Below are 23,726 nucleotides of genomic sequence, written 5' to 3'. Positions count from 1 at the left end.
GCCATACGATTCCCCATACTGTCGGGCGCATCGCCAGCGGGCGGCACGCCTTGCTGCTTCGCCTCAGTGCGCCGCGCCGTTGATGGCGAGACCTGCTGGGCGTGCTTCGAAGCGGTACTGAAGATGCGTCGGATAATGCGGATCCACTTCGCGCACCAGCCGGTCGATTTCCCGACCGAGTTCACCGCAGCCTTCCACCCCGAGTAGCTGGGTGGCTTTCGCGATTCCCTCGCCGAATTTCTCGACCATCAGTGCCGCCAGCGCCGGCGTTTCTACGCCTCGAGCGACGTCGCTGAGACGATGCGCCGCATAGCGCCGGATCTCCACGATCAACGCCTTGATCTCGTCATTTTTCATTTTCCAGCCTCGACTGTCGGCAGCCGCGCCGAAGTGCGGCCCGTACGACGTCACCGCCCTGTTCACCGGCAATAACGCTCCCTACACTTAGAACTCCGAATGCTCTAACGAGTCCATCATGATGCTTGTATTTCAGCACATGCCGCGTCAAGAACCCGCAAAACCGGACGGGGTAGCTGCAAAGATTGTGTAATGGGGCGCGGCGTTGTAGCGGCAGCGGGAAGATGAAAGGCTTATGTACGCTGTTTCGGTACATCTGAAAGACATATGTACGGGACTTCAACCTATCTTTGCTCTGCCTGGCGAATCATGTTGACTTCCGTTTGTGCGCGCGCCTAAAATCCGGGCGTCTTTACAAAAGGGGCTAATGCCTTGGACTCCAGTAGTTGTCGATCTTCGAATAGTTTCGCTGCCTGACCGGCAGGACGTCCGCGCTCTCTTCTATTAGCCGCCGTCTTGCCAGCAGGCAGACGTGCGCGCCGTAGCAATACTCCCCGTGCACCTTAAGCGCCATATGAACGCAGTGGTTTCGTGCGTCCGTATGGCACCGTGTCGCGAGCATCAACTCGCGGCACGGTGGCAACGCGTCAAGGCGTTCTTTGCTTGGGAAACGCATGCCGTTTTCGCCTCGCGCGGAGACGGCACGCCGCTCAGGACATCCAACCCGAGACTGCGCCAACGATAGCGGCGACGCTAACCAGTGCCGCCACGCCTGACACCAGCCAAAGGTAAAGACCACGCGGACGGTGTTGTCCGGAAAGCGAGGTCACGCTAAGGGCGATAAGCAGGCCGACCACCAGAGGCAACATCAAGGCATTGACCACCTGAGCGGCGACGTTCAACGACACGAGGTTCGGCGCAAGCCAGACAAGATACGCACTGCCGGCGACGGACACGATGTACACGCCGTAAAACCATGGCGCACCGGTGGGACGGTCTTCGAGCGAGCGCTTGTAGCCCGCTACTTCACCGAGCCCCCAGGCGAGCGACAGCGAACAGACGATGGCCGCCACCATCGACGCACCGAGCACACCCGCGCTAAACAGGAAGCGTCCGGCGTGCGGGCCGACGACCGTGGCGAGCGCGTCGCTGATCTCGCCGACGCTCTCGAGCGCATGCGGTTTGCCGTCACCCGACAGCGTGGCGGCAGCGGCGACCAGCACCGCTGCTGTCAGCAACTGGGTAAGGACGGCGCCCAACGCTGTTTCTGCGCGAGCCGCGCCGTAGTCTTGTGCCGTGAGTTTTTTATCGGCGACCGCAGCCTGTTGATAGAACACCATCCACGGATTGAAGGTCGCTCCGATCAGCGCAGCTGCCATATAACCAAACTGGCAATTGCCGAACGGGAGGCTTTTTATTTGCTGGAAAGCGTTACGGATATCGGGGTGGGCTTTCCAGGCCACCACGAAGAACGTCAGCTCGAAGGCGCCGATCAGGATGGCCGCCTTGTCGACGCGCTTGTGCGAGCCGGTCAGCACCACGGCAATCAAAGCAAACACGGCAAGGGGTAAAGTCAGGGAGCGCGACACACCATACATTTCACCGATGCCCGCTACGCCTGTGAACTCCGTGACCAGCGAGCCGAGTACCGCAATCACGAGGCCAGCGGCAGAGATCCATGCCCACACGGGACCGAAGTTCGAGCGGATCAGTTCGCCATGGCCGCAGCCCGCGAAGATGCCGAGCCTCACCGTGAGTTCCTGGACCATGTAAAGCAACGGGATCAAGACAAGCAGCACCACCATTAACTGCAGTCCCCATTGAGCGCCCGCTTGCGCAGCGGTGACGACATTGCCGGCATCGCAATCGGCCAGCATGACGAGCAGGCCGGGGCCCCAGAGGGCAAGCCAACGCAGATTGCGGGAGGTCTTCGGTTTGGGCAGAGATGCACCGGACATGCGTTATGAAAAGAAGCAAAGGTTGAGTTAAACGAGCCTGGCCGCGCATCACCATGCGGCCTGATTTCCACGCATGGGGACATGCGTGACACCGTACGATAGCAGGAGTGTGGCGAGAGTACCGGGAACGCCCCCGGTCATAGCCGCTCGGGCAGGTGCTGCGCGCACCCACACACAAGATGAACAGGGAACCATGACACTCGATTTTGTTATCCGCCTGCTTGCCGCATTTGCGTGCGGCATTGCCATCGGCCTCGAGCGCCAGATGCGGCAACGCACCGCCGGGCTGCGCACCATTACGCTCGTCGCGAGCGGCGCGTGTCTGTTCGTCACACTTGGCGTGTTGACCGGAAACGGCACCGGGGTCACGCAAATTGCCTCGTATGTGGTGTCCGGCGTCGGCTTTCTCGGTGGCGGCGTCATCATGCGCGACAAGGGTTCGATTCAGGGCATCAATACGGCAGCGACGCTTTGGTGCGCGGCGGCCGTCGGCGTGCTATGCGGCGCGGGACACTACGGTCCCGCCCTCGCCGGGACCACCATCGTGCTTATCACCAACACCGTGCTGCGCGAAGTGAGCCGTGCCATCAACACCGCGCCAGTGTCGGCGGCTGACCTCGTGCGCGACTACACGCTGACTGTAGTGTGCCGCGAAGAGGACGAAATCCATATCCGTGCAGCACTGTCCAATTCGATGTCGTCGACACCGTTGTCGTTTCAGAGTCTCACGAGCCGCGACTACGAGAACGATCCGCGACGTATCGAAGTCACCGCGACCCTCAAGCTGCATCCGAAGGATCAACCCAAGCTCGAGCACATCGCCAGCCGGCTGAGCATGGAAAAAGGCGTGTCGAGCGTGAGCTGGCTGGGGCTTGAAGCGCAGCCGACGCCGGAATAAGCGCGGAGACACGCAAAAGCACAGATGCGCCGTATCACGCCATCTGCACTTTTCCAGCGCTGATGTGCCCTCTATACTCGGACACAGAGCGGCACCTCTGCCGTACCGGAGTTCCGATGCACAACCCAAAACGCGCCTGTTCCAATGGAGGCATGGTTACCAGTCCACATGCGCTGGCCAGCGCCGCGGGGCTCGATGTGCTGCGCACAGGCGGCAATGCAATCGAGGCGGCGATCACCATCGGCGCAGCGCTAAGCGTGACCTACCCGCATTTCACCGGCCTCGGTGGTGACGCATTCTGGGTGATCGGCGATCGCAACGGCCTGTTGCGCACCGTGTCGGGCATCGGCCAGGCGGCGGCCGCACTGCCTGCGTTCTCCGGCGCCATCCCTGTGCGCGTCGCCGCAGCCGCGCTAACCACAGCGGCAACCGTCGACACATGGGATCAGGTGTATGCGATCAGCCAGTCTGCATGGCAAGGCCAAACGCCCTGGTCGACGCTGTTCGCAAAGGCGATCGATTACGCTTCCAACGGCTTTCCCATCACGCCCTCGCAGCACTTCTGGCAAAGTCTGCGTGCGGGCGAACTGCAGGCACTGCCGGGCTTCTCGAAGACGTTTGCACCAGACGGCCGGATTCCTGCCATCGGCGATCGCTTCGTTCAACCCGCGCTGGCACGTAGCCTCGAGCACATCGCGCGCTTCGGTGCGCGCGAGTTTTATGAGGGCGAACTGGCCGGGCGAATCGCGCGCGGCTTGCAGGAAGCCGGCTCGCCACTGACACAAGCCGACCTCGCGAAAACCCGCGCACGCGACGAGCCTCCCGTGCGCGTCGCCTATCGTGGCGGCGAGCTGGTGAGCATGCGTCCGCCCACGCAAGGTGTCACGACCTTGCAGATCATGGGCATCCTCGAACGCTTCGATCTCGGATCCATCGCAGAAGGCAGCGCCGACTATTACCATCTGCTTGTGGAAGCGGTGAAGTGCGCGTTCATCGACCGGGACCGCTTCGTCTGCGACCCGGATTTCCGGACTGTACCGGTCGACACGATGCTCGCGGATGCCACGCTCGACGCTCATGCCCGCTCCATCAGCATGCAAACCGCGCGTCCCTGGCCGCATGTGTTTCGCCCCGGCGACACGGTGTTCATCGGCGTCACGGATCGCGACGGCCGCAGCGTCAGCGTCCTGCAGACGGTCTACTTCGACTGGGGCAGTGGGGTCGTCGCAGGCGACACCGGGATTCTGTGGCACAACCGCGGCGCATCGTTCAGCACCGATCCCACGCATCACAATGCATTGCAACCTGGCAAGCGGCCATTTCACACGCTTAACCCCGGCATGTATCTGAAGGATGGACGTCCGCACCTGCTGTTCGGCACGCAAGGAGCAGATGGTCAACCGCAAACGCTCGCGGCCGTACTCACGCGCCTGATCGACTACGGTATGGACCCGTTAAGCGCCCTCGCCCGTCCGCGCTTTCTACTCGGCAAGACCTTCTCGGACACACGCGATGCGCTCAAACTCGAAGAAGATGCCGGCCCCGACGTATTCGCGGCGCTGGCCGCACGCGGTCATGATGTGAGCGCGATCCCGGCACAAAGTCCGCTTGCGGGCCATCCCGGCGCGATACGAATCGATGCGGACGGCACCGCCTACGGTGCGCACGACCCCCGCAGCGATGGCCGGGCCATGAGCGTTGAAGACGAAGACGTAGACGCTGCGCCCTGAACGCGATCTGGCGACAGGCACACCGCGAGTAGTCAGGCCTCGGTCATCCCCAGCAATTGCGCGAGGCTCTTCTCACCCGGCATGCGCGATGTTTCGATACGCTCTTCCAGCTCCCGCAGATGCGAGGTCATGCGGGCGACCGCGCCCGCTGCATCGCGCGCCTCGATGCAATCGACGATCGCCGCATGTTCGTCGTGCTCGCACGGCGCATTGCCCGGTGCTTCGTACACCCCAACAATCAGCGAAGTACGCGAAATCAGCTCCGTCAAATAGTTTTGCAGGATCGAGTTGCCGGCCAGCGCACCGATGCGCAAATGAAAGCAGCTCGTCAGGCGGGCCCACGCCGGTTGGTCGAAGCGGTGCATTGCCTTGTGCTCCTCGGCAAGCTGCTGCCGCAGTGCTTCGATATCGCGGGGACTGGCCTTCTCCACAGCCAGTTCCACGAGCGTGCGCTCCAGCGCGCGGCGTGCCTCGAAAATCTCGCGGGTTTCCTCGGGAGTGGGTGCTGCGATCACCGCACCCTTGTTAGGCCGCAGGACGACGATACCGTCATAGGCCAGCTTTTCGAGCACCCGCCGCACGACCGCTCGCCCTACTCCGAACAACTGGCATAGCTGCGGCTCCGGCAGCTTCGTGCCCGGCGTCAGACGATGGTCGAGCACACCGTCGAAGATCGACTGATAGATGCGGGCTTCCACCGCAGTGTCGTCTTCGGCATCATGGTCTTTGGTCTTCTGCCCGGTGGCGGCCGCCTTCGATTTCACGGTCATAGTGTTCTCTGATGTGTGCCCGCGTTGCGCTCCACTTCATCCATGTGTGCCACGATGCCCCCTGGCGTGGTCACCCACACGTCACCGCTCGAACGTGCCGCGGCAATATGCTGGAGCGCACGGCGCAGATGACGGAGCCGGTAAGGCTGCCCCACCAGATAGGGGTGCAGGGCAATCCCCATCACCAGCGCCTGGGGCTTGCTGCCGCGGTTGGCCTGCTCGAGCATTTCGTCGAACTGATCGACGATCATGTCGGCAAACGCGCACGCGTCCATCTGCCGGCCCACCAGCATCGGCAAGTCGTTCAGTTCCTGCGGATAAGGAATCGACCATAGCGGTGCACCACGGGTCGCCATGCGCACAGGCCGATCGTCGTGGCACCAGTTCAGTGTGTAGCGATAGCCGGTCTGCGCGAGCAGGTCAGGCGTCAAGTGCGATTCGGAGATCCACGGCGAGAGCCAGCCCGAAGGCGCCGTGCCGCTTTGCGCCGCAATCCGTTCGCGGCAATGCACGAGCAGCTCGCGCTCGGCGTCTTCGTCGAGATCGCTCTGCCGGTGCGCGTTGGTGTGTCCATGGCCGATCAGTTCGTCGCCACGTGCAACGCAGGCGGCAATCAACTCCGGGCAGTGATCGTAGAGCGCTGTATTGATGAGCGTACCCGCCGGCATCTCGAGCTGGTCGAACAGTTCGAGGCAACGCCATGCGCCCACCCGGTTGCCGTATTCGCGCCAGCTGTAGTTGAGCACATCCGGCTGCGGCGAAATGGGTCCGAGCGCCGCGCCGAGCCCCTCGCCAAAAGCGAAGTGTTCGATATTGAAGCCCAGATACACCGCAAGTCCGGTGTCTCCCGGCCAGCGAAAGCCGTCGGTATCCGTAATAGGCCGATAAGGAAAGCGCCCATGCGTTGCGATCGGGTCGCGGGCGCGATCGCGCGCTTCAGGCATGTTCCGTGAGTCTGTCATTTCAAATGAGCCATGAGTAACGGTTAGCGCTCCACATGAACCGGTTTGGCGTTGCCATGCCCCGCAACGGACCGAAGACGCACCGCTATTGCGCAAGAACGGGGCTTCAGATCGTTAGCGATTCGAGCTTCCGATCGTTTGCAATATGTGAGCCAACTTGCAGACATTAGACAGCGCAACGCGTTGGCGATTGTCAGGGCCGAGTCGAAGCGCATGGCATATGTCTTGCATTTGAGAGGTTCGCACGCGATCCGCCTGTACCGTTCACGAGGACCTCTTCTTCATGATCCAGCCTGCTTCAACCGTGCTCCACACGGAGGCCGCCGATATCGAGCTGGTGCACGTCTCGAAGCAATACGGCGATGCACTCGCCGTCGACGCGATCGACCTGCGCATACCGGGCGGCCAGTACTGTTGTCTGCTCGGCCCGTCCGGATGCGGCAAGACGTCGACGCTCAGGATGATCGCGGGACATGAATCGGTCACCGAGGGCGACATACTGCTTGGCGGGCGCAACGTCACCCGCGAAGAACCCGCGGCGCGCGGCACGGCGATGGTATTTCAGAGCTATGCCCTGTTTCCCCACCTGAGCGCGCTCGACAACGTCGCGTTCAGCCTGAAGATGCGCGGCGTCGCGAAAGAAGCACGCCGCAAACGTGCCGGCGAACTGCTGGAACTGGTCGCCATGTCCGCGTACGCCGAACGCAAGCCCACGCAATTGTCCGGCGGCCAGCAACAACGCGTCGCGCTCGCGCGGGCACTGCTGAACCAGCCGCGCTGCCTGTTGCTCGACGAGCCGCTCTCGGCGCTCGACCCGTTCCTGCGCGTACAGATGCGCGCCGAGCTCAAGCGCTGGCAGAAGGAGCTCGGCATCACCTTCGTGCATGTTACGCACTCCCAGGAAGAGGCGATGGCGCTGGCCGATCTGGTCGTCGTGATGAGCCATGGTCATATTGAACAAAGCGGCACTCCGCACGAAGTCTTCAACCGTCCGCGTACCGAGTTCGTGGCGCGTTTTCTCGGCGGCCACAACGTATTCAGCACCAATGGGCGCCTGTTTACCGTGCGTGCGGACCATTTGCGCGTGGTGCCGCATGGCGTCACACCTTTTCAGGCGGCCGCAGGCGACGGCGGTCTCGCGCGGATCGGCGGCGTGCCCTGCACCGTCCGCGAAGCCGAATACCAGGGGACCCATCTGCGCATGACACTCGTGCCACTCGACGGCTCACCGGAACTCGTCTCACTCGTGAGCGACGCCGACTACGATCCCGCGCGTCTCGGACCCGAGGCACGGGTGGTCGTGTGGTGGAACGAGCAGGATGCTCATCCGCTGGCCGCCTAAGCCGTCTCTTTTGGGTTACCCAGACCAGCCTTTACCGTTTTTTTGTCACACCCCACCAGAACGTCATATGAGCAGAACGTCACCTGAGGAGAATGCAATGAGTGAGCAGAACGAGCGCCCGGCCGCGGCCGAATCCGAGCTGACGGACAAAGGCCAGAAGCGCCGCACGCTCATCAAGGGCGCGGTTGCAGCGGCCGGCATTGCCGGCTTCCCGTACGTGCATGCGCAAGAGAAAATCGTATTGCGCTATCTGGGCACGGCCGTCAACCAGAGCTCCGACATCGCGAAGAAGTTCAAGGAAGATACCGGCATCGAGATTCAATATATTCCGGTCACGACCGACGACGTCGCCAAACGCATCATCACGCAGCCCAATTCGTTCGATATCGTCGATACCGAATATTTCTCGCTGAAGAAGCTGATTCCCGCGGGCACGCTCGCAGGCATGGACGCAAAGAAGATCAAGCTCGCCGACAAGATCACGCCGGTGCTCACCAAGGGCGAAGTGAACGGCAAGAAGATCGGCGACCAGGGCACTGCGCCGAAGAAGGTGATGTTCCTGACGGGTCCGCGCTCCACCGAGTTCTCGGCCACACCAACCGAGTGGATGACGCTGATTCCGACCACCTATAACGCGGACACGCTCGGTATTCGGCCTGACCTGATCAAACGCCCTATCAACAGCTGGGCCGAATTGCTGAACCCCGAGTTCAAGGGCAAGGCAGCGCTGCTCAACATTCCCGCGATCGGCATCATGGATTCGGCGATGGCCATCGAAGCAATGGGCCACGTCAAGTACGGCGACAAGGGCAACATGACCAAGGCCGAGATCGATCAGACCATCAAGATCCTGATCGACGCCAAGCGCTCCGGCCAGTTCCGCGCTTTCTGGAAGGACTTCAACGAGAGCGTCAACCTGATGGCCTCCGGCGAAGTGGTGATCCAGTCGATGTGGTCACCAGCCGTGACGAAGGTGCGCACGATGGGCGTTGCCTGCAAGTTCCAGCCCCTCAAGGAAGGCTATCGCTCGTGGGCCTCGGGCTTCGCCTTCCCGCGCTCGCTGACAGGCCGCAAGCTCGATGCCGGCTACGAGTTCGTCAACTGGTTCCAGGACGGCTGGGCGGGTGCCTATCTGATGCGCCAGGGCTATTACTCAGGTGTGCTCGAGACCGCGAAGACGCACATGCAACCGTACGAGTGGGACTACTGGATCGAAGGCAAGCCGGCCGCGCAGGACATCCATGCGCCGGACGGGCAGTTGCTGGAGAAAGCCGGCACCGTGCGCGACGGCGGCTCGTACGACGAGCGCATGGGTGCGATTGCGTGCTGGAACGCCGTGATGGACGAGAACATCTATATGGTCCAGAAGTGGAACGAGTTCATCGCCGCATAGTTCTTCGCACACCTGTATAAGACAGGCCGCGGTTGCTGCTGCATAACGCGGTAGCAACCGCAGTTTTCCCGACGACGGATATCCCGCCATGGCATCGATCGAGCTTTCCACCCACGCACAGGATCAACCGGTGCGGCACCGCCGCACGCCGGCCTGGCTGCAGGCGACGCCGCTGACGCTGACCTTCCTGCTGTTCTTCATCGTGCCGCTCGTCATTACGTTGATCGTCAGCTTCTGGGACTACAACGAATATCAGATCATCCCCGCCTTCACGCTGAAAAACTACCGGGCGATTTTCGACGGCTGTTCGTCGATGACGGATATGTGCGTCACCTTCAAGACGTACCTGTCCACCATCAAATTCTGCGTGATCGTCTGGGCGGTGACGCTCATGCTAGGTTTCTCGATTGCCTACTTTCTGGCCTTCCACGTGCGCACGACGGCGATGCAGACCATCCTGTTCCTGATCTGCACGATTCCGTTCTGGACGTCGAACGTGATCCGCATGATCTCGTGGATCCCGCTGCTCGGCCGCAATGGCCTCGTCAACCAGGCGCTGCTTGGCGCGCATCTGATCGACGCGCCACTCGAATGGCTGCTGTACTCGAATTTCTCGGTGGTGCTCGCCTTCGTCCACCTTTTCACATTCTTCATGATCGTGCCGATCTTCAACGCGATGATGCGGATCGACCGTTCGCTCCTCGAAGCGGCGCGCGACGCTGGCGCCAGCGGCTGGCAGGTGATCCGCGACGTGGTGCTGCCGTTATCCAAAACCGGCATTGTGATCGGCTCGATCTTCGTGATCACTATCGTGATGGGCGACTTCCTGACCGTCGGCGTGATGGGCGGCCAGCAGATCGCTTCGGTCGGCAAGATCATTCAGGTGCAAACCGGTTATCTGCAGTTTCCGGCGGCGGCGGCCAACGCGATCATCCTGCTCGCCGTGGTGTTGATGATCGTGTGGGGTTTGACGCGGGTGGTCGACATCCGCAAGGAGCTTTGACATGCAGATCGTCCGCCGCAAGCATCGCGAGCGCCGCCCGGCCAGTTTCTACTGGCTGGCGCTGCTGTTCGGGCTATTCGTGCTGTTTCTGTATGGCCCCGTCATCACCATCTTCATTCTCTCGTTCCAGGGACCGGAAGGCGGCCTCACGTTCCCGATGCGCGGCGTCTCGCTGCACTGGTTCTCGGTGCTGCGCGACGGCGTCGGCGATATCGATATCTGGGCAGCGTTTTTGCGCTCGGTGCGCCTCGCGCTGGCCGTGACGGTGCTGACCGTGCTGTTCTCGGTGGCAGCGGGACTCGCGTTCCGCAAGCGGTTTCGCGGCGATACGGCGGTGTTTTATGTGTCGGTGGCGAGCCTGATCATGCCTTCGATCATCGTGTCGCTTGGCATCGGCCTGACGTTTCGTCTGCTCGATAGCGGCATCAAGTATCTGGCCACTGCTTTGGGTAACCAGGCATTCGTCGACAACTATTCCACTACGATGGGCCTCTTCACCTCGGCACTCGGTGCGCATCTGACGTGGACCTTGCCGTTCGGTCTGCTCGTGATGTTCGCCGTATTCAATCGCTTCAATCCGGCCTATGAAGAAGCGGGACGCGATCTTGGCGCGACGCCATGGCAAAACTTCAGGCATATCGTGCTGCCGATCATCGGGCCTTCCGTGATCGGCGTGGCCATGTTTGGCTTCACGCTTTCGTGGGACGAGATTGCCCGGACCTCGCAGGCTATCGGCGATCAGAACACGTTGCCGTTGGAATTGCAGGGACTTACTACGTCGGTGACGACACCGGTGATCTACGCGCTCGGCACGATGACCACGGTGTTGTCGCTCACGGTAATGGTGAGCTGTCTTCTCGCTGTGCGCTGGCTTACGCGCAAGCGGCTGGCTGCGGCACTGCGATAGCAGGCACGGGACACCGCCACTCACGCGTCCCGTGCCCCGTTGGTGTCACCCCAGTTTCGCCTGCAACTCGGCCGCGCCGCCGCGGCGATACAGCACCAGCGTCGCCACGAAGCCGCACAGAGCCGCAAAGATCAGCCAATAGGCGGGCGCGGCCTTGTCGCCGGTCATCTCGATCAGGAAAGTCGAAACGGCCGGGGTGAATCCGCCAAAAATTGCGGTTGCCAGACTGAACGCGAGCGAGAAGCCGGCCACCCGCACCTCGACTGGCATCACTTCGGTCAAGGCTGGCACCATCGCACCGTTGTAGGCGCCGAAGAAGAACGAGAAATACAGCAGCACTGTCAGCATACGCAGGAAGCTCGGCGCATGCGCGAGCCATTCCAATGCCGGATACGCCGTCACGATGGCCAGCGCGGAAATGAACAGCAACAGTGGACGCCGGCCGATACGATCCGAGATCGCCCCGCCGATAGGCAGCCAGATAAAGTTCGATACGCCCACCAGCAGCGTGACGACGAGCGCGTCCGATGTGCTCAGATGCAGCACGGCGCGGCCGAAGGTCGGCGTATAGACGGTGATCAGGTAGAACGTAGTCGTGGTCATCGCGACCATCATCATCCCGGCAATGACGGTCTTCCAGTTGGTCAACATCGAGCGGAACACTTCAGCCGTCGCCGGATGATGGCGGCGCGCCTGGAACTCAGCGGTTTCCTGCAGCGAGCGGCGCAGCACGTACAGGAACGGCACGATCAAGCAACCGATCAGGAACGGCAGGCGCCAACCCCAGGCACCGATCTGCGCAGACGTCAGCAGCAGGTTCAGCGCATAGCCGAGTGCCGCCGCCACGACGATCGCTACCTGCTGGCTGGCCGACTGCCATGACGTGTAAAAGCCTTTCTTGCCGGGTGTCGCCATTTCGGCCAGATAGACCGACACGCCGCCCAGCTCCGCTCCCGCGGAAAAGCCCTGCAGCAGACGGCCCAGAAGGACCAATGCCGGCGCCAGCAGACCGATCGTGGCGAAGCCCGGCACAATCGCGATCAGGATCGTGCCGCTCGCCATGATCGCCAGTGTGACGATCAGGCCGCGGCGGCGCCCCACCTTGTCGATATATGCGCCGAGAACGATCGCCCCTAACGGCCGCATCAGGAAACCGGCCCCGAAGACGGCGAAGGTCTGCATCAGCGAGGCGAACTCGCTGGCGGCCGGGAAAAACGTCTTCGCGATGTACGTGGCGTAGAAGCCGAACAGGAAGAAGTCGAATTGTTCGAGGAAATTGCCGCTCGTCACGCGCAGTACCGCGCCGAACTTCGAAAGACGCGGAGCGGTACCGCCAGGCGCCTCGGTGGGTTGAACGGATTCCATGTCGTCTCCTGAATCGTTAAATGCGCAATTAATCATTATTCTGCTAGCGCAAGTGTACGACGTCAGGTGTCCTGCCGCCAGCCGGGGGCAGCCCCTGGTGTCCTGCGTGACGCCCTACTGCCTTGTTGGCGGGGCGATCCGGTCAACCGTCGGCCAGACCATCTCCAGCTCCAGCGCAATCGAGCGCGCAAGCCCCTCCATATCCGGAAACAACGACGCATTGGTAATGTTCATCCGGTAGAGCGCACGCATGGCATCGTCCCGGACCGCGCGCGGCAGGACGACCTTGCGCAGCAGTTCGTCATCGCTTGAGTAATTGTTAAGGATTTCATCAAGCGGCTTTTGCAGCAAACCGGGCAAGACGAAGGTGCCGGCCTGGGCAATCAGCCGCTGATCCATCTCCGACGGCTCGCCAAACCAGATCACCGGATTCTTGTCGGTCAGAAAGAATTTTTCGAAGTTGCCTTTGCGGCGCGGATCGATCATGTCGCGCGTGAGATGCGGCGTGCTCGCCGGAATGGCGCGGTTGGTCCATAGGGCCGGCGTATTCACCGCGAAAATCGCGGCGTCCGAAACCGCGCGCTCCAGCGCAAAGAAAGCCGCAACGAAGGGCGACTTCGTGAAATCGAGCATCCGGGTCGGTGCGCCATGGTGCTGCATCAGGCCGAGGCAGCGCAAATCGTCCGAGAGCGCGCGCACATCGGAGAGATAGTTGTGGGCCTTGCGGCGAAAGATACGGATGGCGCGCTGTTCCTGAATACGCCATGTCGAGCGGTCGGGCACAAAGGCCGCAAGGTAACGTGACAGGGAACTCTGCAACAACCAGTTGGCATCCTGCTGACCACGAAATGCCCAGCCATCGAGCTCAGCAGTCAAACTCATGAACTGCTGCCAACTCGAAACCACCGTCGTCTTCACCTTGCTCCCCCTCATCTGGTTGCGTCATTCAGTTCGAACCCACCCGATTGTGTCACTCGATCCTGCAGGCCGAATCGCGCGCCGCCATACGCATTGCGCGCTCGAGCGCGCCCGCCTCGTTGCCGTGAACCCGATACAGCGGCTCGCCTGCCGCCACCGTCTGGCCGATCCTGCACAGCAGATCGATGCCAGCGCCGGCGTCTGCGGGCGCGCCCGCTTCGCGCGCGATCTCCGCGATCAGCCAGCCATCGATCGACGTGACGACGCCTGCATGCGTGGCCATGACATCACGGACCTCTCGTGCAGGTAACGCCGGCGATGCATGCCGCCCCTGCGAATCGACGATCCGTTCGAACGCCGCGCGCGCTGCACCGCTTGCCAGCAGCTCTACGGCAATCCGCTTGCCGTCGGCTACGTCCTGCACATCCGGTGCCCATGCCAGAATATGCGCGGCAAATGTCAATGCCTTGTCACGCAGGTCGACGGGCGCATCGGCATTGTTATCGAGCACCAGACCCACGTCGCGGACCTCGAGCGCAGGGCCGATACCGCGGCCGATCGGCGCCGTGCCATCGGTCACCAGCGCCTTGACCGTCAACCCCAGCCCATTGCCGACGTATTCGAACAGATCGCCAAGCGAACGCGCTTCCTCGCTGGTTTTCAGCTTGGCGCGCGGCCCGCACGGAAGATCGACCATCACATGCGTCGATCCAGCAGAGCACTTTTTCGACAGGATCGACGCCACCGACCACCGGTTGGACGCCAGCCCAAGCGGCCGCGTGAATGCGTTGATCCGCTCGTCGACCAGCGAATGATTCAGACGGCCATTCCACGCAATGCAGGCCCGCGCTTCATGGACGCAGCGCCGCACGTCCTCCGCCGTCAGGTCGACGCGCGCGAGCGTCTCCATCGCATCGGCGGTGCCGGCGGCGGAGGTAATGGCGCGCGAGGAAGTCTTCGGCATCGCCAGGCCGTAGGCCGCGACAATCGGCACCACGATCAGCGTGATCCGGCTGCCGGGAATGCCGCCCATCGAATGCTTGTCGACGACAATCGGTTCGTTCCACTCTATGCGCGGCATCAGCCTGGTGCGGGTTTTGGCAAGCGCCAATACCTCGGCGTCGCTCAGATGCTCGCACGCATGCAGCAGAAAGCGGTTGATGTCGCTCTCGGCGTAGCGCAACGCCAGCATGTCGTCGAACAACGCATCGTATTGAGCCTCATTGAGCGCGTCGCCCGCCAGCTTGGCACGCAGAAACGGGGCACTCGCAGGTGGTGGAAGAATCGCGCGTTCGAGCGCTGCAATGAAACGCTCGATGCCTTGCTGCAACGTGCCGTCATTGAAAACCTGCACGGTGGGCACATCCGCCGTATGCGCTTCAACCTGGCGTTGCACTCTCAGGCGCACCTGCTCGGGTGTTTCCCGGCCACGCGCCAGAATCCGCGCGGCCAGCATTTCATGCGGCGCACTCACTTCGATCACCACCATGCCCGGCACCCGCGCCGCCAACTCCGCAATCATGCCGCGCGAGCCGTTTGCAATCACATGCCGGCCTTCGGCCAATACGTCGAGCAATTCACGCCGCAGGCCATAGCGTAGACCGTGTGCCGACCAGGTGATCAGGAAAGCACCGGTACGCTCGAGTTCGGCGAATGCCGCTTCATCGAGCGCTTCGTGATTCTCGCCAGGCGACCCCGCGGGCCGGGTAATCACGCGACGGGCAAAGCAGAACCGGTCTGCGAGATGACGCGCGCCCTCGATCAGCGCATCCTTGCCGGCGCCGCTCGGACCCACCACGAAGAAGAGAATGCCGGAGGCCATGAGCCGCTTATCCGACCTGCCCGATCCATTGGCTCATCACTCGGCCTCGTCGAGACCAATGTCGACGCACGCCGCCGCCTGATTGATCTTGCTGGTGGAGATGTAATCGACGCCGGTCTTCGCCACCGCACCGATGGTCGCGAGGCTGATGCCCCCGGACGCTTCCAGCAACACGCGTCCGCCGACCAGTTCCACCGCCCGGGTCATGTCCTCGACGGACATGTTATCGAGCATGATCACATCGACACCGGCATCCAGCGCCTCCTTGACCTGCTCAAGGCGGTCGCATTCGACTTCCAGCTTGGTCAGCACCGGCAATTGCCGGCGAGCGCGCTGCACGGCCTTGGCGATGCCACCGCACACGGCAATATGGTTGTCCTTGATCATCACACCGTTATCGAGCCCGAGACGGTGATTCAGGCCGCCACCGCAGGTCACCGCGTGCTTTTCCAGCATGCGCAGACCCGGCGTGGTTTTGCGTGTATCGATCAGACGCGCCCGCGTGCCGGCCACCGCCGCAACATATTGCTCGGTGAGATTGGCAATCCCCGACAGCCGTTGCACGATATTGAGCGCGGTGCGCTCAGCCGTCAGTACGCTGCGCGCCGTGCCGCTCACATTGAGCATCACCGTGCCCCGCTCCACCTTTTGCCCGTCTTTCACGCGCACCGACACTTCGAGCGTCGGGTCATAGCGTTTGAAGATGCGCGCCGCCACGTCGATGCCGGCCACGATCAGTGTCTCGCGCGCGTTCATGAAGAAAGCGCCGGTCTCGTCCGCTTCGATCATCAGTTGCGCAGTGAGGTCGCAATAGCCGATATCTTCGGTCAGCCAAAGATCGATCAGGCGATCCGTCTGGAATACGTCGTACATTTTGTCTTCCTTTCCAGGTGAAATGGAATTTGGTTGTTCATAACCGGTGAAGCGCCGTTCATCGGTGCTTCATGCGCCGGTCGGCCATCATCAGGAGGCCGTTACATGCGAGGGCAAACACGGTAAGAAACAGGGCAACTGCCATGATCGTGCGGATATCCCCAAGGTTCATCGCACTGGTCAGCATATAACCTAGCCCGCGCTGCGAGGCGAACATCTCGCCGATCAGCACGCCCAGTAAAGTCAACGAGAAGCCGAGCCGCAGGCCGGCAACCACCTCCGGAAAGATCGCCGGCAGCACGACATGCGCAATCGTACGGAAAAACGACAGACGCATGGTCTTCGATGCACGCAGATAGACCGGCCGCATCTGGCGGATCGCATTCATCGTGAACATCAGGATCGGGATCAGGCCGTGCATCACGCCAAAAGCCACCTTCGCCGACAGGCCGAGGCCAAATACGAGCAGCACCAAGGGATACAACGTCACCTTCGGCAGCGAATACAGGTTCAACAGAATCGGCTCCGCGACGCGGCCCGACATGCGATTGATGCCGAACAGCACGCCGAGCGCCACCCCGCCGATGAGCGCTATCACGAGTGCATAGACAAGGGCACGGGCGGTCTCCGCGACGTTGCCCCAGAACGCTTCAGTGCCGAGCATCTGGGCCAGCGCCTCGAGCGTGCTCCATGGCGAACTCAACGAATGCTCGCCGATCGCCCAGTGCAGGCATTGCCAGCACACGACAATGGCCAGCGCAACCAGCAGCGGATCGAGGAATTTTTTCATGGTGGCGTCTCCGCTATACGCAACGCTAGCGTTGCCGGCGCGACTGAAACCGTTGATCGATCCGGTTCAGCACTGCGTTGACGAGCGTCACCAGCACGAGCACGAACAGCATCAGCGAATACATGTCGTCGTTCTGGAAGTTGTTGTACGCGTAACCGATTGCATAGCCGATGCCCGAACCGGACAGGATGAATTCCGATGCGATGACGCCGATGAACGCATAGGCCACCGCAAGCTTCACGCCGGTGAACAGATACGGCAGCGTGGCAGGCAGCTTGATGTGAAGCGCGCAACGCCACGGCGAAAGACGCATCACCTGAGCGCTTTTATGCAAGGCACGCGGAATACGGTCGAGTCCGTTCAGCGTCGCGGTAATCATCGTCACCACCGAAAGCATCACGGCAATGGCAATGATCGGCAGCGAGCCAACGCCGAGCACTACGATAAAGATGGGATAGAAAATGAAGGTGGGGATGGCGTAGTAGCTCGATAGCAGCGGTTCGATCGAGCGGCGCAGCGACGGTAGCGCGTGAATGCCGAGACCCAGGACGAAACCGAGCAGCACGGAGACAATCGACGCCGCGACGATCTCGATCAGACTCGTAACAATGTCGTGATCGAATTTGCCGCCGCGCAGCAGCTCGATGCCATGCGTGAACATCGCGGATGGCGCAATCAGCACGCTCGGCGCAATGATGCCGCTGCGGCACAGCAGCTCGATCAGTACGATGAAGCCAACCACCACAGCGATACGGATCAGACTTTCCGTCTTCACTTCGAACTCCCAGGTTCGCATAGAAATACTGCGAAAAACACTGCGCAGCTAGTGCGCGCCCATTACCTTCAATGATTCGACACGCAGCTTTTCCCACAAGCGGGCATTGATCTCGCCGAAGCGCGGTGTCGAGACGACGCGGCTATCGCGCGAACGCTCCCAGCCGGTCTCGACGATATCGATGAAGAGCCCGGGCCGCGCCGACATCACGCCGACCCGGTCGGACAGCATCGCCGCTTCGTCGAGTGCGTGGGTGATCAGCAGCACCGTGGCAGACGTTTCGCGCCACAGGCGCAGCAACTCGTCGCCCATCAGCAGGCGTGTTTGCTGATCGAGCGCGCCGAACGGCTCATCGAGCAAAATCAGGCGAGGCTGCAACACCAGCGTTCGGGCGATGCACACGCGTTGCCGCATGCCGCCCGACAACTGCGAAGGATACGCCTTGGCGAAATCCTTCAGGCCCATGAAACCCATCGCATAGTCAACCCGCCGCTGAATCTCGGCGCCATCCACGCCCGCCATGCGCAGTCCGAACGAAATGTTGTCGCGCAGATTCAGCCAAGGAAAAGACGCGTCTTCCTGGAACACGACGCCGACTCCATCGGGCACGCCCGTCACAGGTTGTCCTTCGAACATTACCGTGCCGGAGCTGGGTCTGGAGAGTCCCGCAAGCGCATCGAGCAGAGTGGACTTGCCACATCCGGACGGACCGACCACCGAGAAGAACTCGCCCTTGGTCAGCGTGAGATCGATCGGGCCGAGCGCATGAAACAGTTCCTTCGAATCGCTGCGCGTGAAATAGCGGGTAACGCCGGTTAGCTCGACATGCGCCTCGGGCGAGGCCGGCGCCTGTTGCGCAGGCGACTCGACAACCTGCAGCGTCGGATGACCGTTGCGTGCCTTCATAGCGTACTCTTCGCTTTCAGATCGGGGGGCAGAAAGCTCGTGTCGACCAGCTTCGACCAGTCGACATCGCCGTTCAGCTCGCCTACAAGCTTCAGGCCGTCCGTCATGCGGTCAAGTTCACTGCGGTTGAATTCACCGTCGCTCCACATGCGTGACTTGACCATGTTGTCGACGGCTTCGCGTGCGACGTCTGGCGTGAGTTTGAAGCTTGTCTCCAGTAGTTTCGCGGCGCCGGCCGGATCCGCGTACAACGCATCCACACCCGCACGCCGCCCGGCAATGATCGCGCGCAACTCATCCGGATGGGACCTGGCGAACTCGCGGGTTGTAATGCCGACCGAGGTGGTCATGGGCTGCAGAATGTCGCCCGCCCGATACACGGTGCGGTAATTGGCTTTGCGCACAATCGAAAGCGGTTCAATCAGCACTGCACCGGAGACGGCCCCCTGCTCGAGCATCGTCAGACCGTTAACGTAGCCACCCGAGGCGACGCGGGTCACCTTGCCTGCGTCGACGCCCTTTTGCTTGAGCACCATCAGCAACAGCATTTCGGACACGCCGCGGGGCGACGTAATCGCGACCTTCTTGCCGGCCAGATCAGCAACGGTTTGCACGTTGCCGTTGGGCATGGCAACCATCGACGCCTCCGCGACGCTACGCGTGCCGACATTCACGATGACGAGATCCATCCCCTGGCGCTGCGCGGCGAGCGCGGCCGCGACTGCGACTTCGCCGTACGGCGTCTTGCTGGCGAGGATATTGCGCACGGTCGTGCCACCGCCGCTCGAGGTGAGAATGCCGGTGATGTCGACGCCGGCCTTCTTGAACAGGCCTCTGTCCATCGCGACGGCATATGGAAGGCCGTAGAGGCTGCTGCCCCACTGCGTGACGGAGATTTCATCCGCCTGCGTGACGCTGACGGACCCGCAGAACACACCGGCCACCGATAGCAGGAACGACGCGCCGAGCGCTGCGCCGATCTGCCTGACGAACCACTTCATATAGAGCACTCCCGATCACGAAATCAGACGGCTATAGAAGCTGGGTACCGCCAAAGCGCTCGATCTATAAGTGCCAAATGAGCGTACACGCGGTAATTCCAAGCTTAGTTGCAACCTCTATGCCACTGTTAGCGGTGTTTACCCGATCCGGTTCAATGGCCGGAAAAAATGCGTCAACCCCTTTAAATTCAATGTTCTGCATTTCGAACGATCGTGCTTGAGGCGCTTAAAGCAAGCGCCGCCGCAGAAACAGGCCGCACCATCAAACAACATGTACACACTATAAATGCGCACTTTTCAGATTCGGCCCACGCTTGGTGCACTGCCAGGCGCAGGCACACCGGCGCTCGCAAACGTCCGCGCTATTCCAGCTCAGGACCGCAAAGCTTGCGCAGCAGATACAACACCGCCACCCGCTCGACAGCGTTGAGATCGCTCATCGTGAGTTCGCTGATACGCGCAGCGGTCGGCGTGGTCAGTTCGAGCAACTGGCGCCCGCGCTCCGTGAGTTCTACCACGCTCTTGCGCCGATCGTCCTGATTGGCTTGCAACTCCACAAGCCCGCGTGCCTGCAGACGTTCGATGATGCCGCGCACGGTCGCCCCATCGATGGCCGTCGCCTTGCCGAGATCGCTCATTGACGAAGGCCCGAGCCGCCGGTTCGCACTGAGCACCGCGAACTGCACCGCCGTCAACTGCGGATCGTCGATGGTCTGAGCGAAGATCGCGAGGTGGCGCTGGTAGGCCCGGCGCAGCAGATGACCGATCTGCTCCGAGAACTCATACGTGGATATATCGACCTGCGTGGGTGGCGTCGGCTCGGAAGGGGACTTGGGCGGCGCCATGATCGATGGATCTCTTGAAAGTGTTGTCGTGAATCGAAGCGGGGTCGGACAACGCCATTCTACAAAGATTTCGCGTAAGCACGTTGCGGAGCCGTCCGGCAAAAGCCTCAGCCACAGTGGCCTCGAGCAGCATTCCGCATGTCAAACAGCACTTTTGACCAAGACCGACCCCGCGCCCCGGCGTCTATACTGTCCCCATCGAAATCAGTCTCCCGTCACCCGGTTTGCTGCGATGCCTCATTATCTTTGCCACGAGCAGCCCGATCTGCTCGAGTTCGACGCCAGCGTGGTCGACGCCCGTCCTGGTGCCGTACTGCTGTCACGCTCGGCACTTCATCCCGGTGGCGGCGGCCAGGTCTGCGACACCGCAACACTCCAACATGCCCATGGCATGGCGCGCATTGTTGGTGTTTCCGTGGAAGACGGCCAGTACTGGCATCAGCTCGATACGTCGATTGAACTGGCGGGCGAGTTGCACGTCTCGATCGACGCGCCGCGGCGCGCCACGCTTGCACAACTTCATACTGCGACCCACATCCTGAACGCGCTCGTGTACCAGCAGTTCGCCGGCGCACTGGTGACCGGTGCGCAGATCAACGCAGACGGCAGCGCGCGCATGGACTTCGATCTGCCTGAAGCGGATAACGACGCCTTGCGATCGCTCGAAGGGCCGCTCAACGACGTGATTCGCCAGGCTCTGGAGGTTCGCGCCAGCTATGTCGGCCTGCGCGACGCCCAGGCAACGCCTGGACTGATCCGCAGCCTCTCGGTCGCGCCTCCGCCCACGCCGGACGGAACGATCCGGATCGTCGAGATTGATGGGCTCGACCGGCAGGCGTGTGGAGGGACGCACCTGACGAACACCGGGCAGTCGCGTCCGATACGGATGACGAAGATCGAGAACAAAGGCCGCCGCAATCGCCGTGTCCGGATCGAACTTACAGAGGATAACCTGGTATTTTAAGGAAGCAGTCATGCCAGACGGTAGCTTGGGCAAGGAAGTCGTTTACTGGCGAGATGGTGCGCTCGAGGGCGCGGCACTCGCTACCGCGCGTTACGGCGCACACGAGTTCGAGCGCCATATGCACGACGAGCTCGTGATCGTGATGACCGAGTTCGGCGCAGGCCAATGCCGCACACGCACCGGCAGCGACGTATCCGGGGCCGGCACCGTGTGGGTGTTCGGCCCCGGCGAATACCATTGTGGTGTGGTCTGGGAGAACAAGGCGTGGCACTACCGCGCGATTTACCTCGATATGCAGGGGCTCGCGGCACTAAGCGCCGTCTTTAGCGACGACTCACGCAGCGACCGGCCCTTGACCATCCCGCCGGGACTTTACTGCGATCCGCAACTGTGCCGGCTGCTGTTGAAAGCGCATGCAAGTCTCGACGAGAACTGCCCTGCGCCGCTAATGGAACGTCAAGCGAACTGGTGGGCGGCAATGGGCATGCTGTTTGGCCGCTATGGTCAGCCCAAACCCGTCGTCACCGAACTGGGCCGCGACACGCAGAAAATGGCACGCGTGCGCGATTACATCAGCGCTGAATATGCGCGCGATATCCCGATCGACGAACTGGCGGAAGTGGCCAACCTTAGCCGCTATCACCTGATACGCGCGTTCTGTAAGGAATACGGGCTGCCACCTCACGCGTACGCGAACCAGGTACGGTTGATGGCCGCCAAGCAATTGCTCGTGGCCGGAAGCAGCGCGGCGGAGGCAGCTGTGAGCGCGGGCTTTTACGATCAAAGTCACCTTAACCGCGTCTTTAAGCGCGCTTACGGCATCACGCCTGGCGCCTATGCGGCGCTAAAGCCTGCGCTTTAGCCTTAGCTGTGGCTTTAGCGTCAGCCGCACGGAGCAATGCATCTGCCCCATGCGAAGGCCGAGCCCACGTTCGCTCAGGCATGCAGCACGAGCTTCTGCACGCGCCAGTTCAACAACTCGGCGACGAACAGCGTGTTTTCCGATGGGCAAGCCATCTGGTGAATCCAGCCGAACTGCTTCAGTTGCTTGCCGGACTCGCCGAGCACGCCCAGCACCTTGCCGTCGAGCGTGAGCTTGTAGATGCGGCCAGGAAAGGCATCGGAACAGTACATCACCTGATCAGGACCCGGTGAAATGGCGATCGTCCAGGGCGAGCCTGGGGCGAAGGTGCCCGCGGCGATGGCCGCTTCATCGGGTGCATAGCCGATAGCGGGCCTTGCATTCGGCGGCACCGGCACGTCGATGGTGAACTGGCGCTGGAAGTTGCCTTCGCCGTCGAACACCTGAACACGCCGGTTGCTGCGATCGGCCACATAGACGCTGCCGTTCGCGTCTAACGCGATGCTATGCGGTGTATGGAACTGGCCTGGACCCGTGCCGCGCTCGCCCCACGACTTGAGCCAGTTGCCGTCCTTGTCGACCTTGGCGACGCGCGAGTTGATATAGCCGTCGCTGATATACGTATTGCCGGCAGCATCCCACGCCACGTCTGTCACCTGCCGGAAGCGGCCTGGCTCGGCCGGTAGCGGCGGGTTCGGATGCTTGAGCGGACCGGTTTCTTCGTCGGCCGCTTCCTGTTTGCGGCCGAACACCATCGCAACGCGTCCTTCCGGGGTGAACTTGATCACCATGTCCGAACCTTTGTCCGTCACCCAGATATTGTCGTGAACATCGACCTTGACGGAGTGCGCGAACGACCACGCATACAGGTTGCGTCCAATCTCACGGATAAAGCGGCCGTTCGGTGCGAACTCAAGCAACTGGGTCGCTGCCGCCGCGTAAGCCGGCCCGCTGGTATTGCCGCGCGACAGTACGAAAATGTGGCCTTTAGAATTGAGCGCTACGCCCGAGCACTCGCCGAAGTACATGTCGATCGGCAACTTCACCGGGTCAGGAACCGAGTCGTAAGCGATGGTCGGAACCGTGGTTTCCGTTTCCGCATAGCCAAAGCGAGGCATCAGGGCAAGCGCTGCTGCACCCTCGCCTGCCAGCGCCAGGAAGCGGCGCCGCGTGACGGCACGTTGCTGCAGATCCCCGCAGCATGGACAGGATTCCGAATGACGGTGGTTCATTAAATCACCTCCTTGTTATCGGTTGATCGTGCCGGACACCGATTGTCTCCAACTTGCCGTGCGGGTGCATGACGCAACCCTTTGGCAGTTTTTCTTTCTACGTCACGTAGTCA

Annotated in this window: 22 protein-coding genes; 8 read left to right on the top strand and 14 right to left on the bottom strand. The window is 61.7% G+C overall.

All coding sequences use genetic code 11. From position 1 onward, the window contains the following. Nucleotides 1–63: 63 nt before the first annotated feature. A complete protein-coding gene (locus P3T20_RS29555) occupies nt 64–357 on the bottom strand; it encodes a hypothetical protein (RefSeq protein WP_429288612.1) in 294 nt (97 codons plus the stop codon). A 650-nt stretch (nt 358–1,007) separates the two neighbouring features. Beyond that, a complete protein-coding gene (locus P3T20_RS29550) occupies nt 1,008–2,255 on the bottom strand; it encodes an NRAMP family divalent metal transporter (RefSeq protein ID WP_429288611.1) in 1,248 nt (415 codons plus the stop codon). A 193-nt stretch (nt 2,256–2,448) separates the two neighbouring features. Between P3T20_RS29550 and P3T20_RS29545 the strand changes: the two genes are divergently transcribed. Continuing rightward, on the top strand, nt 2,449–3,153 hold the full coding sequence (locus tag P3T20_RS29545; protein ID WP_429288610.1) for an MgtC/SapB family protein: 705 nt from the start codon (nt 2,449–2,451) through the stop codon (nt 3,151–3,153). Between the two features lie 116 nt (nt 3,154–3,269). Beyond that, nucleotides 3,270–4,883: a gamma-glutamyltransferase gene (gene ggt, locus P3T20_RS29540; RefSeq protein WP_429288609.1), complete on the top strand. Its 1,614-nt coding sequence runs from the start codon at nt 3,270–3,272 to the stop codon at nt 4,881–4,883. 32 nt (nt 4,884–4,915) lie between these two features. On the opposite strand, the gene P3T20_RS29535 is transcribed toward ggt, so the two are convergent. Together P3T20_RS29535 and P3T20_RS29530 are read right to left on the bottom strand one after the other, a co-directional pair. Then, on the bottom strand, nt 4,916–5,653 hold the full coding sequence (locus P3T20_RS29535) for a GntR family transcriptional regulator (RefSeq protein ID WP_429288608.1): 738 nt from the start codon (nt 5,651–5,653) through the stop codon (nt 4,916–4,918). Beyond that, nucleotides 5,650–6,615: a polysaccharide deacetylase family protein gene (locus P3T20_RS29530; RefSeq protein ID WP_074268120.1), complete on the bottom strand. Its 966-nt coding sequence runs from the start codon at nt 6,613–6,615 to the stop codon at nt 5,650–5,652. The genes P3T20_RS29535 and P3T20_RS29530 overlap by 4 nt, the downstream gene beginning before the upstream one ends. Nucleotides 6,616–6,898: 283 nt before the next feature. On the opposite strand from P3T20_RS29530, the gene P3T20_RS29525 reads away from it, so the two are divergent. The 4 genes from P3T20_RS29525 (at nt 6,899) to P3T20_RS29510 (ending at nt 11,260) form a co-directional block, all read left to right on the top strand. Beyond that, nucleotides 6,899–7,957 carry an ABC transporter ATP-binding protein gene (locus P3T20_RS29525; RefSeq protein WP_429288607.1) on the top strand — a complete coding sequence of 353 codons (1,059 nt, stop codon included), beginning with the start codon at nt 6,899–6,901 and terminating at the stop codon, nt 7,955–7,957. Nucleotides 7,958–8,054: 97 nt separating this feature from the next. After that, nucleotides 8,055–9,350, top strand: a complete 1,296-nt coding sequence (locus tag P3T20_RS29520; protein ID WP_074268118.1) for an ABC transporter substrate-binding protein — start codon at nt 8,055–8,057, stop codon at nt 9,348–9,350. 88 nt (nt 9,351–9,438) lie between these two features. Next, complete coding sequence (locus tag P3T20_RS29515) at nt 9,439–10,353, top strand: ABC transporter permease (RefSeq protein WP_429288606.1); 915 nt, start codon at nt 9,439–9,441, stop codon at nt 10,351–10,353. Between the two features lies 1 nt (nt 10,354). Continuing rightward, complete coding sequence (locus P3T20_RS29510) at nt 10,355–11,260, top strand: ABC transporter permease (protein WP_429288605.1); 906 nt, start codon at nt 10,355–10,357, stop codon at nt 11,258–11,260. Between the two features lie 45 nt (nt 11,261–11,305). Here P3T20_RS29510 and P3T20_RS29505 read toward each other — a convergent pair whose 3' ends face one another. The 9 genes from P3T20_RS29505 to P3T20_RS29465 form a co-directional block, all read right to left on the bottom strand. After that, nucleotides 11,306–12,625, bottom strand: coding sequence for an MFS transporter (locus P3T20_RS29505; protein WP_074268115.1), 1,320 nt, complete (start codon nt 12,623–12,625; stop codon nt 11,306–11,308). Nucleotides 12,626–12,739: 114 nt separating this feature from the next. Beyond that, nucleotides 12,740–13,507, bottom strand: a complete 768-nt coding sequence (locus P3T20_RS29500; protein ID WP_429288604.1) for an FRG domain-containing protein — start codon at nt 13,505–13,507, stop codon at nt 12,740–12,742. A gap of 88 nt (nt 13,508–13,595) precedes the next feature. Then, nucleotides 13,596–15,365 (bottom strand): phosphonate metabolism protein/1,5-bisphosphokinase (PRPP-forming) PhnN, encoded by a 1,770-nt coding sequence (gene phnN, locus P3T20_RS29495; RefSeq protein WP_429288603.1) that lies wholly within the window; start codon nt 15,363–15,365, stop codon nt 13,596–13,598. A gap of 36 nt (nt 15,366–15,401) precedes the next feature. Next, complete coding sequence (nadC, locus tag P3T20_RS29490; protein ID WP_429288602.1) at nt 15,402–16,238, bottom strand: carboxylating nicotinate-nucleotide diphosphorylase; 837 nt, start codon at nt 16,236–16,238, stop codon at nt 15,402–15,404. A gap of 58 nt (nt 16,239–16,296) precedes the next feature. Further along, nucleotides 16,297–17,028 carry an ABC transporter permease gene (locus P3T20_RS29485; RefSeq protein ID WP_429288601.1) on the bottom strand — a complete coding sequence of 244 codons (732 nt, stop codon included), beginning with the start codon at nt 17,026–17,028 and terminating at the stop codon, nt 16,297–16,299. Nucleotides 17,029–17,053: 25 nt separating this feature from the next. Next, nucleotides 17,054–17,824, bottom strand: a complete 771-nt coding sequence (locus P3T20_RS29480) for an ABC transporter permease (protein ID WP_429288600.1) — start codon at nt 17,822–17,824, stop codon at nt 17,054–17,056. A gap of 27 nt (nt 17,825–17,851) precedes the next feature. Beyond that, the gene (locus P3T20_RS29475) at nt 17,852–18,709 is read right to left on the bottom strand and encodes an ABC transporter ATP-binding protein (protein ID WP_074268110.1); all 858 of its coding nucleotides are present in this window, start codon (nt 18,707–18,709) and stop codon (nt 17,852–17,854) included. Next, entirely contained in the window at nt 18,706–19,710 is a 1,005-nt protein-coding gene (locus P3T20_RS29470; protein WP_429288599.1) for an ABC transporter substrate-binding protein, read from the bottom strand. Before P3T20_RS29470 ends, P3T20_RS29475 begins: the two co-directional genes overlap by 4 nt. A gap of 362 nt (nt 19,711–20,072) precedes the next feature. Further along, a complete protein-coding gene (locus P3T20_RS29465) occupies nt 20,073–20,555 on the bottom strand; it encodes a MarR family winged helix-turn-helix transcriptional regulator (RefSeq protein ID WP_074268108.1) in 483 nt (160 codons plus the stop codon). Between the two features lie 232 nt (nt 20,556–20,787). Between P3T20_RS29465 and P3T20_RS29460 the strand changes: the two genes are divergently transcribed. Together P3T20_RS29460 and P3T20_RS29455 are read left to right on the top strand one after the other, a co-directional pair. Further along, nucleotides 20,788–21,519: an alanyl-tRNA editing protein gene (locus P3T20_RS29460; RefSeq protein ID WP_429288598.1), complete on the top strand. Its 732-nt coding sequence runs from the start codon at nt 20,788–20,790 to the stop codon at nt 21,517–21,519. A 10-nt stretch (nt 21,520–21,529) separates the two neighbouring features. Beyond that, nucleotides 21,530–22,381, top strand: coding sequence for an AraC family transcriptional regulator (locus tag P3T20_RS29455; RefSeq protein ID WP_074268106.1), 852 nt, complete (start codon nt 21,530–21,532; stop codon nt 22,379–22,381). Between the two features lie 74 nt (nt 22,382–22,455). On the opposite strand, the gene P3T20_RS29450 is transcribed toward P3T20_RS29455, so the two are convergent. Then, nucleotides 22,456–23,613 (bottom strand): peptidyl-alpha-hydroxyglycine alpha-amidating lyase family protein, encoded by a 1,158-nt coding sequence (locus tag P3T20_RS29450; RefSeq protein ID WP_074268105.1) that lies wholly within the window; start codon nt 23,611–23,613, stop codon nt 22,456–22,458. Nucleotides 23,614–23,726: the final 113 nt, after the last annotated feature.

It is taken from the genome of Paraburkholderia sp. GAS206C (genome assembly GCF_050435645.1).
GTDB classification, from domain to species: Bacteria; Pseudomonadota; Gammaproteobacteria; order Burkholderiales; family Burkholderiaceae; genus Paraburkholderia; species Paraburkholderia phenazinium_B.
Note: the sequence above shows the minus strand (reverse complement) of the source record. Positions and strands in the feature narration are given on the sequence as shown.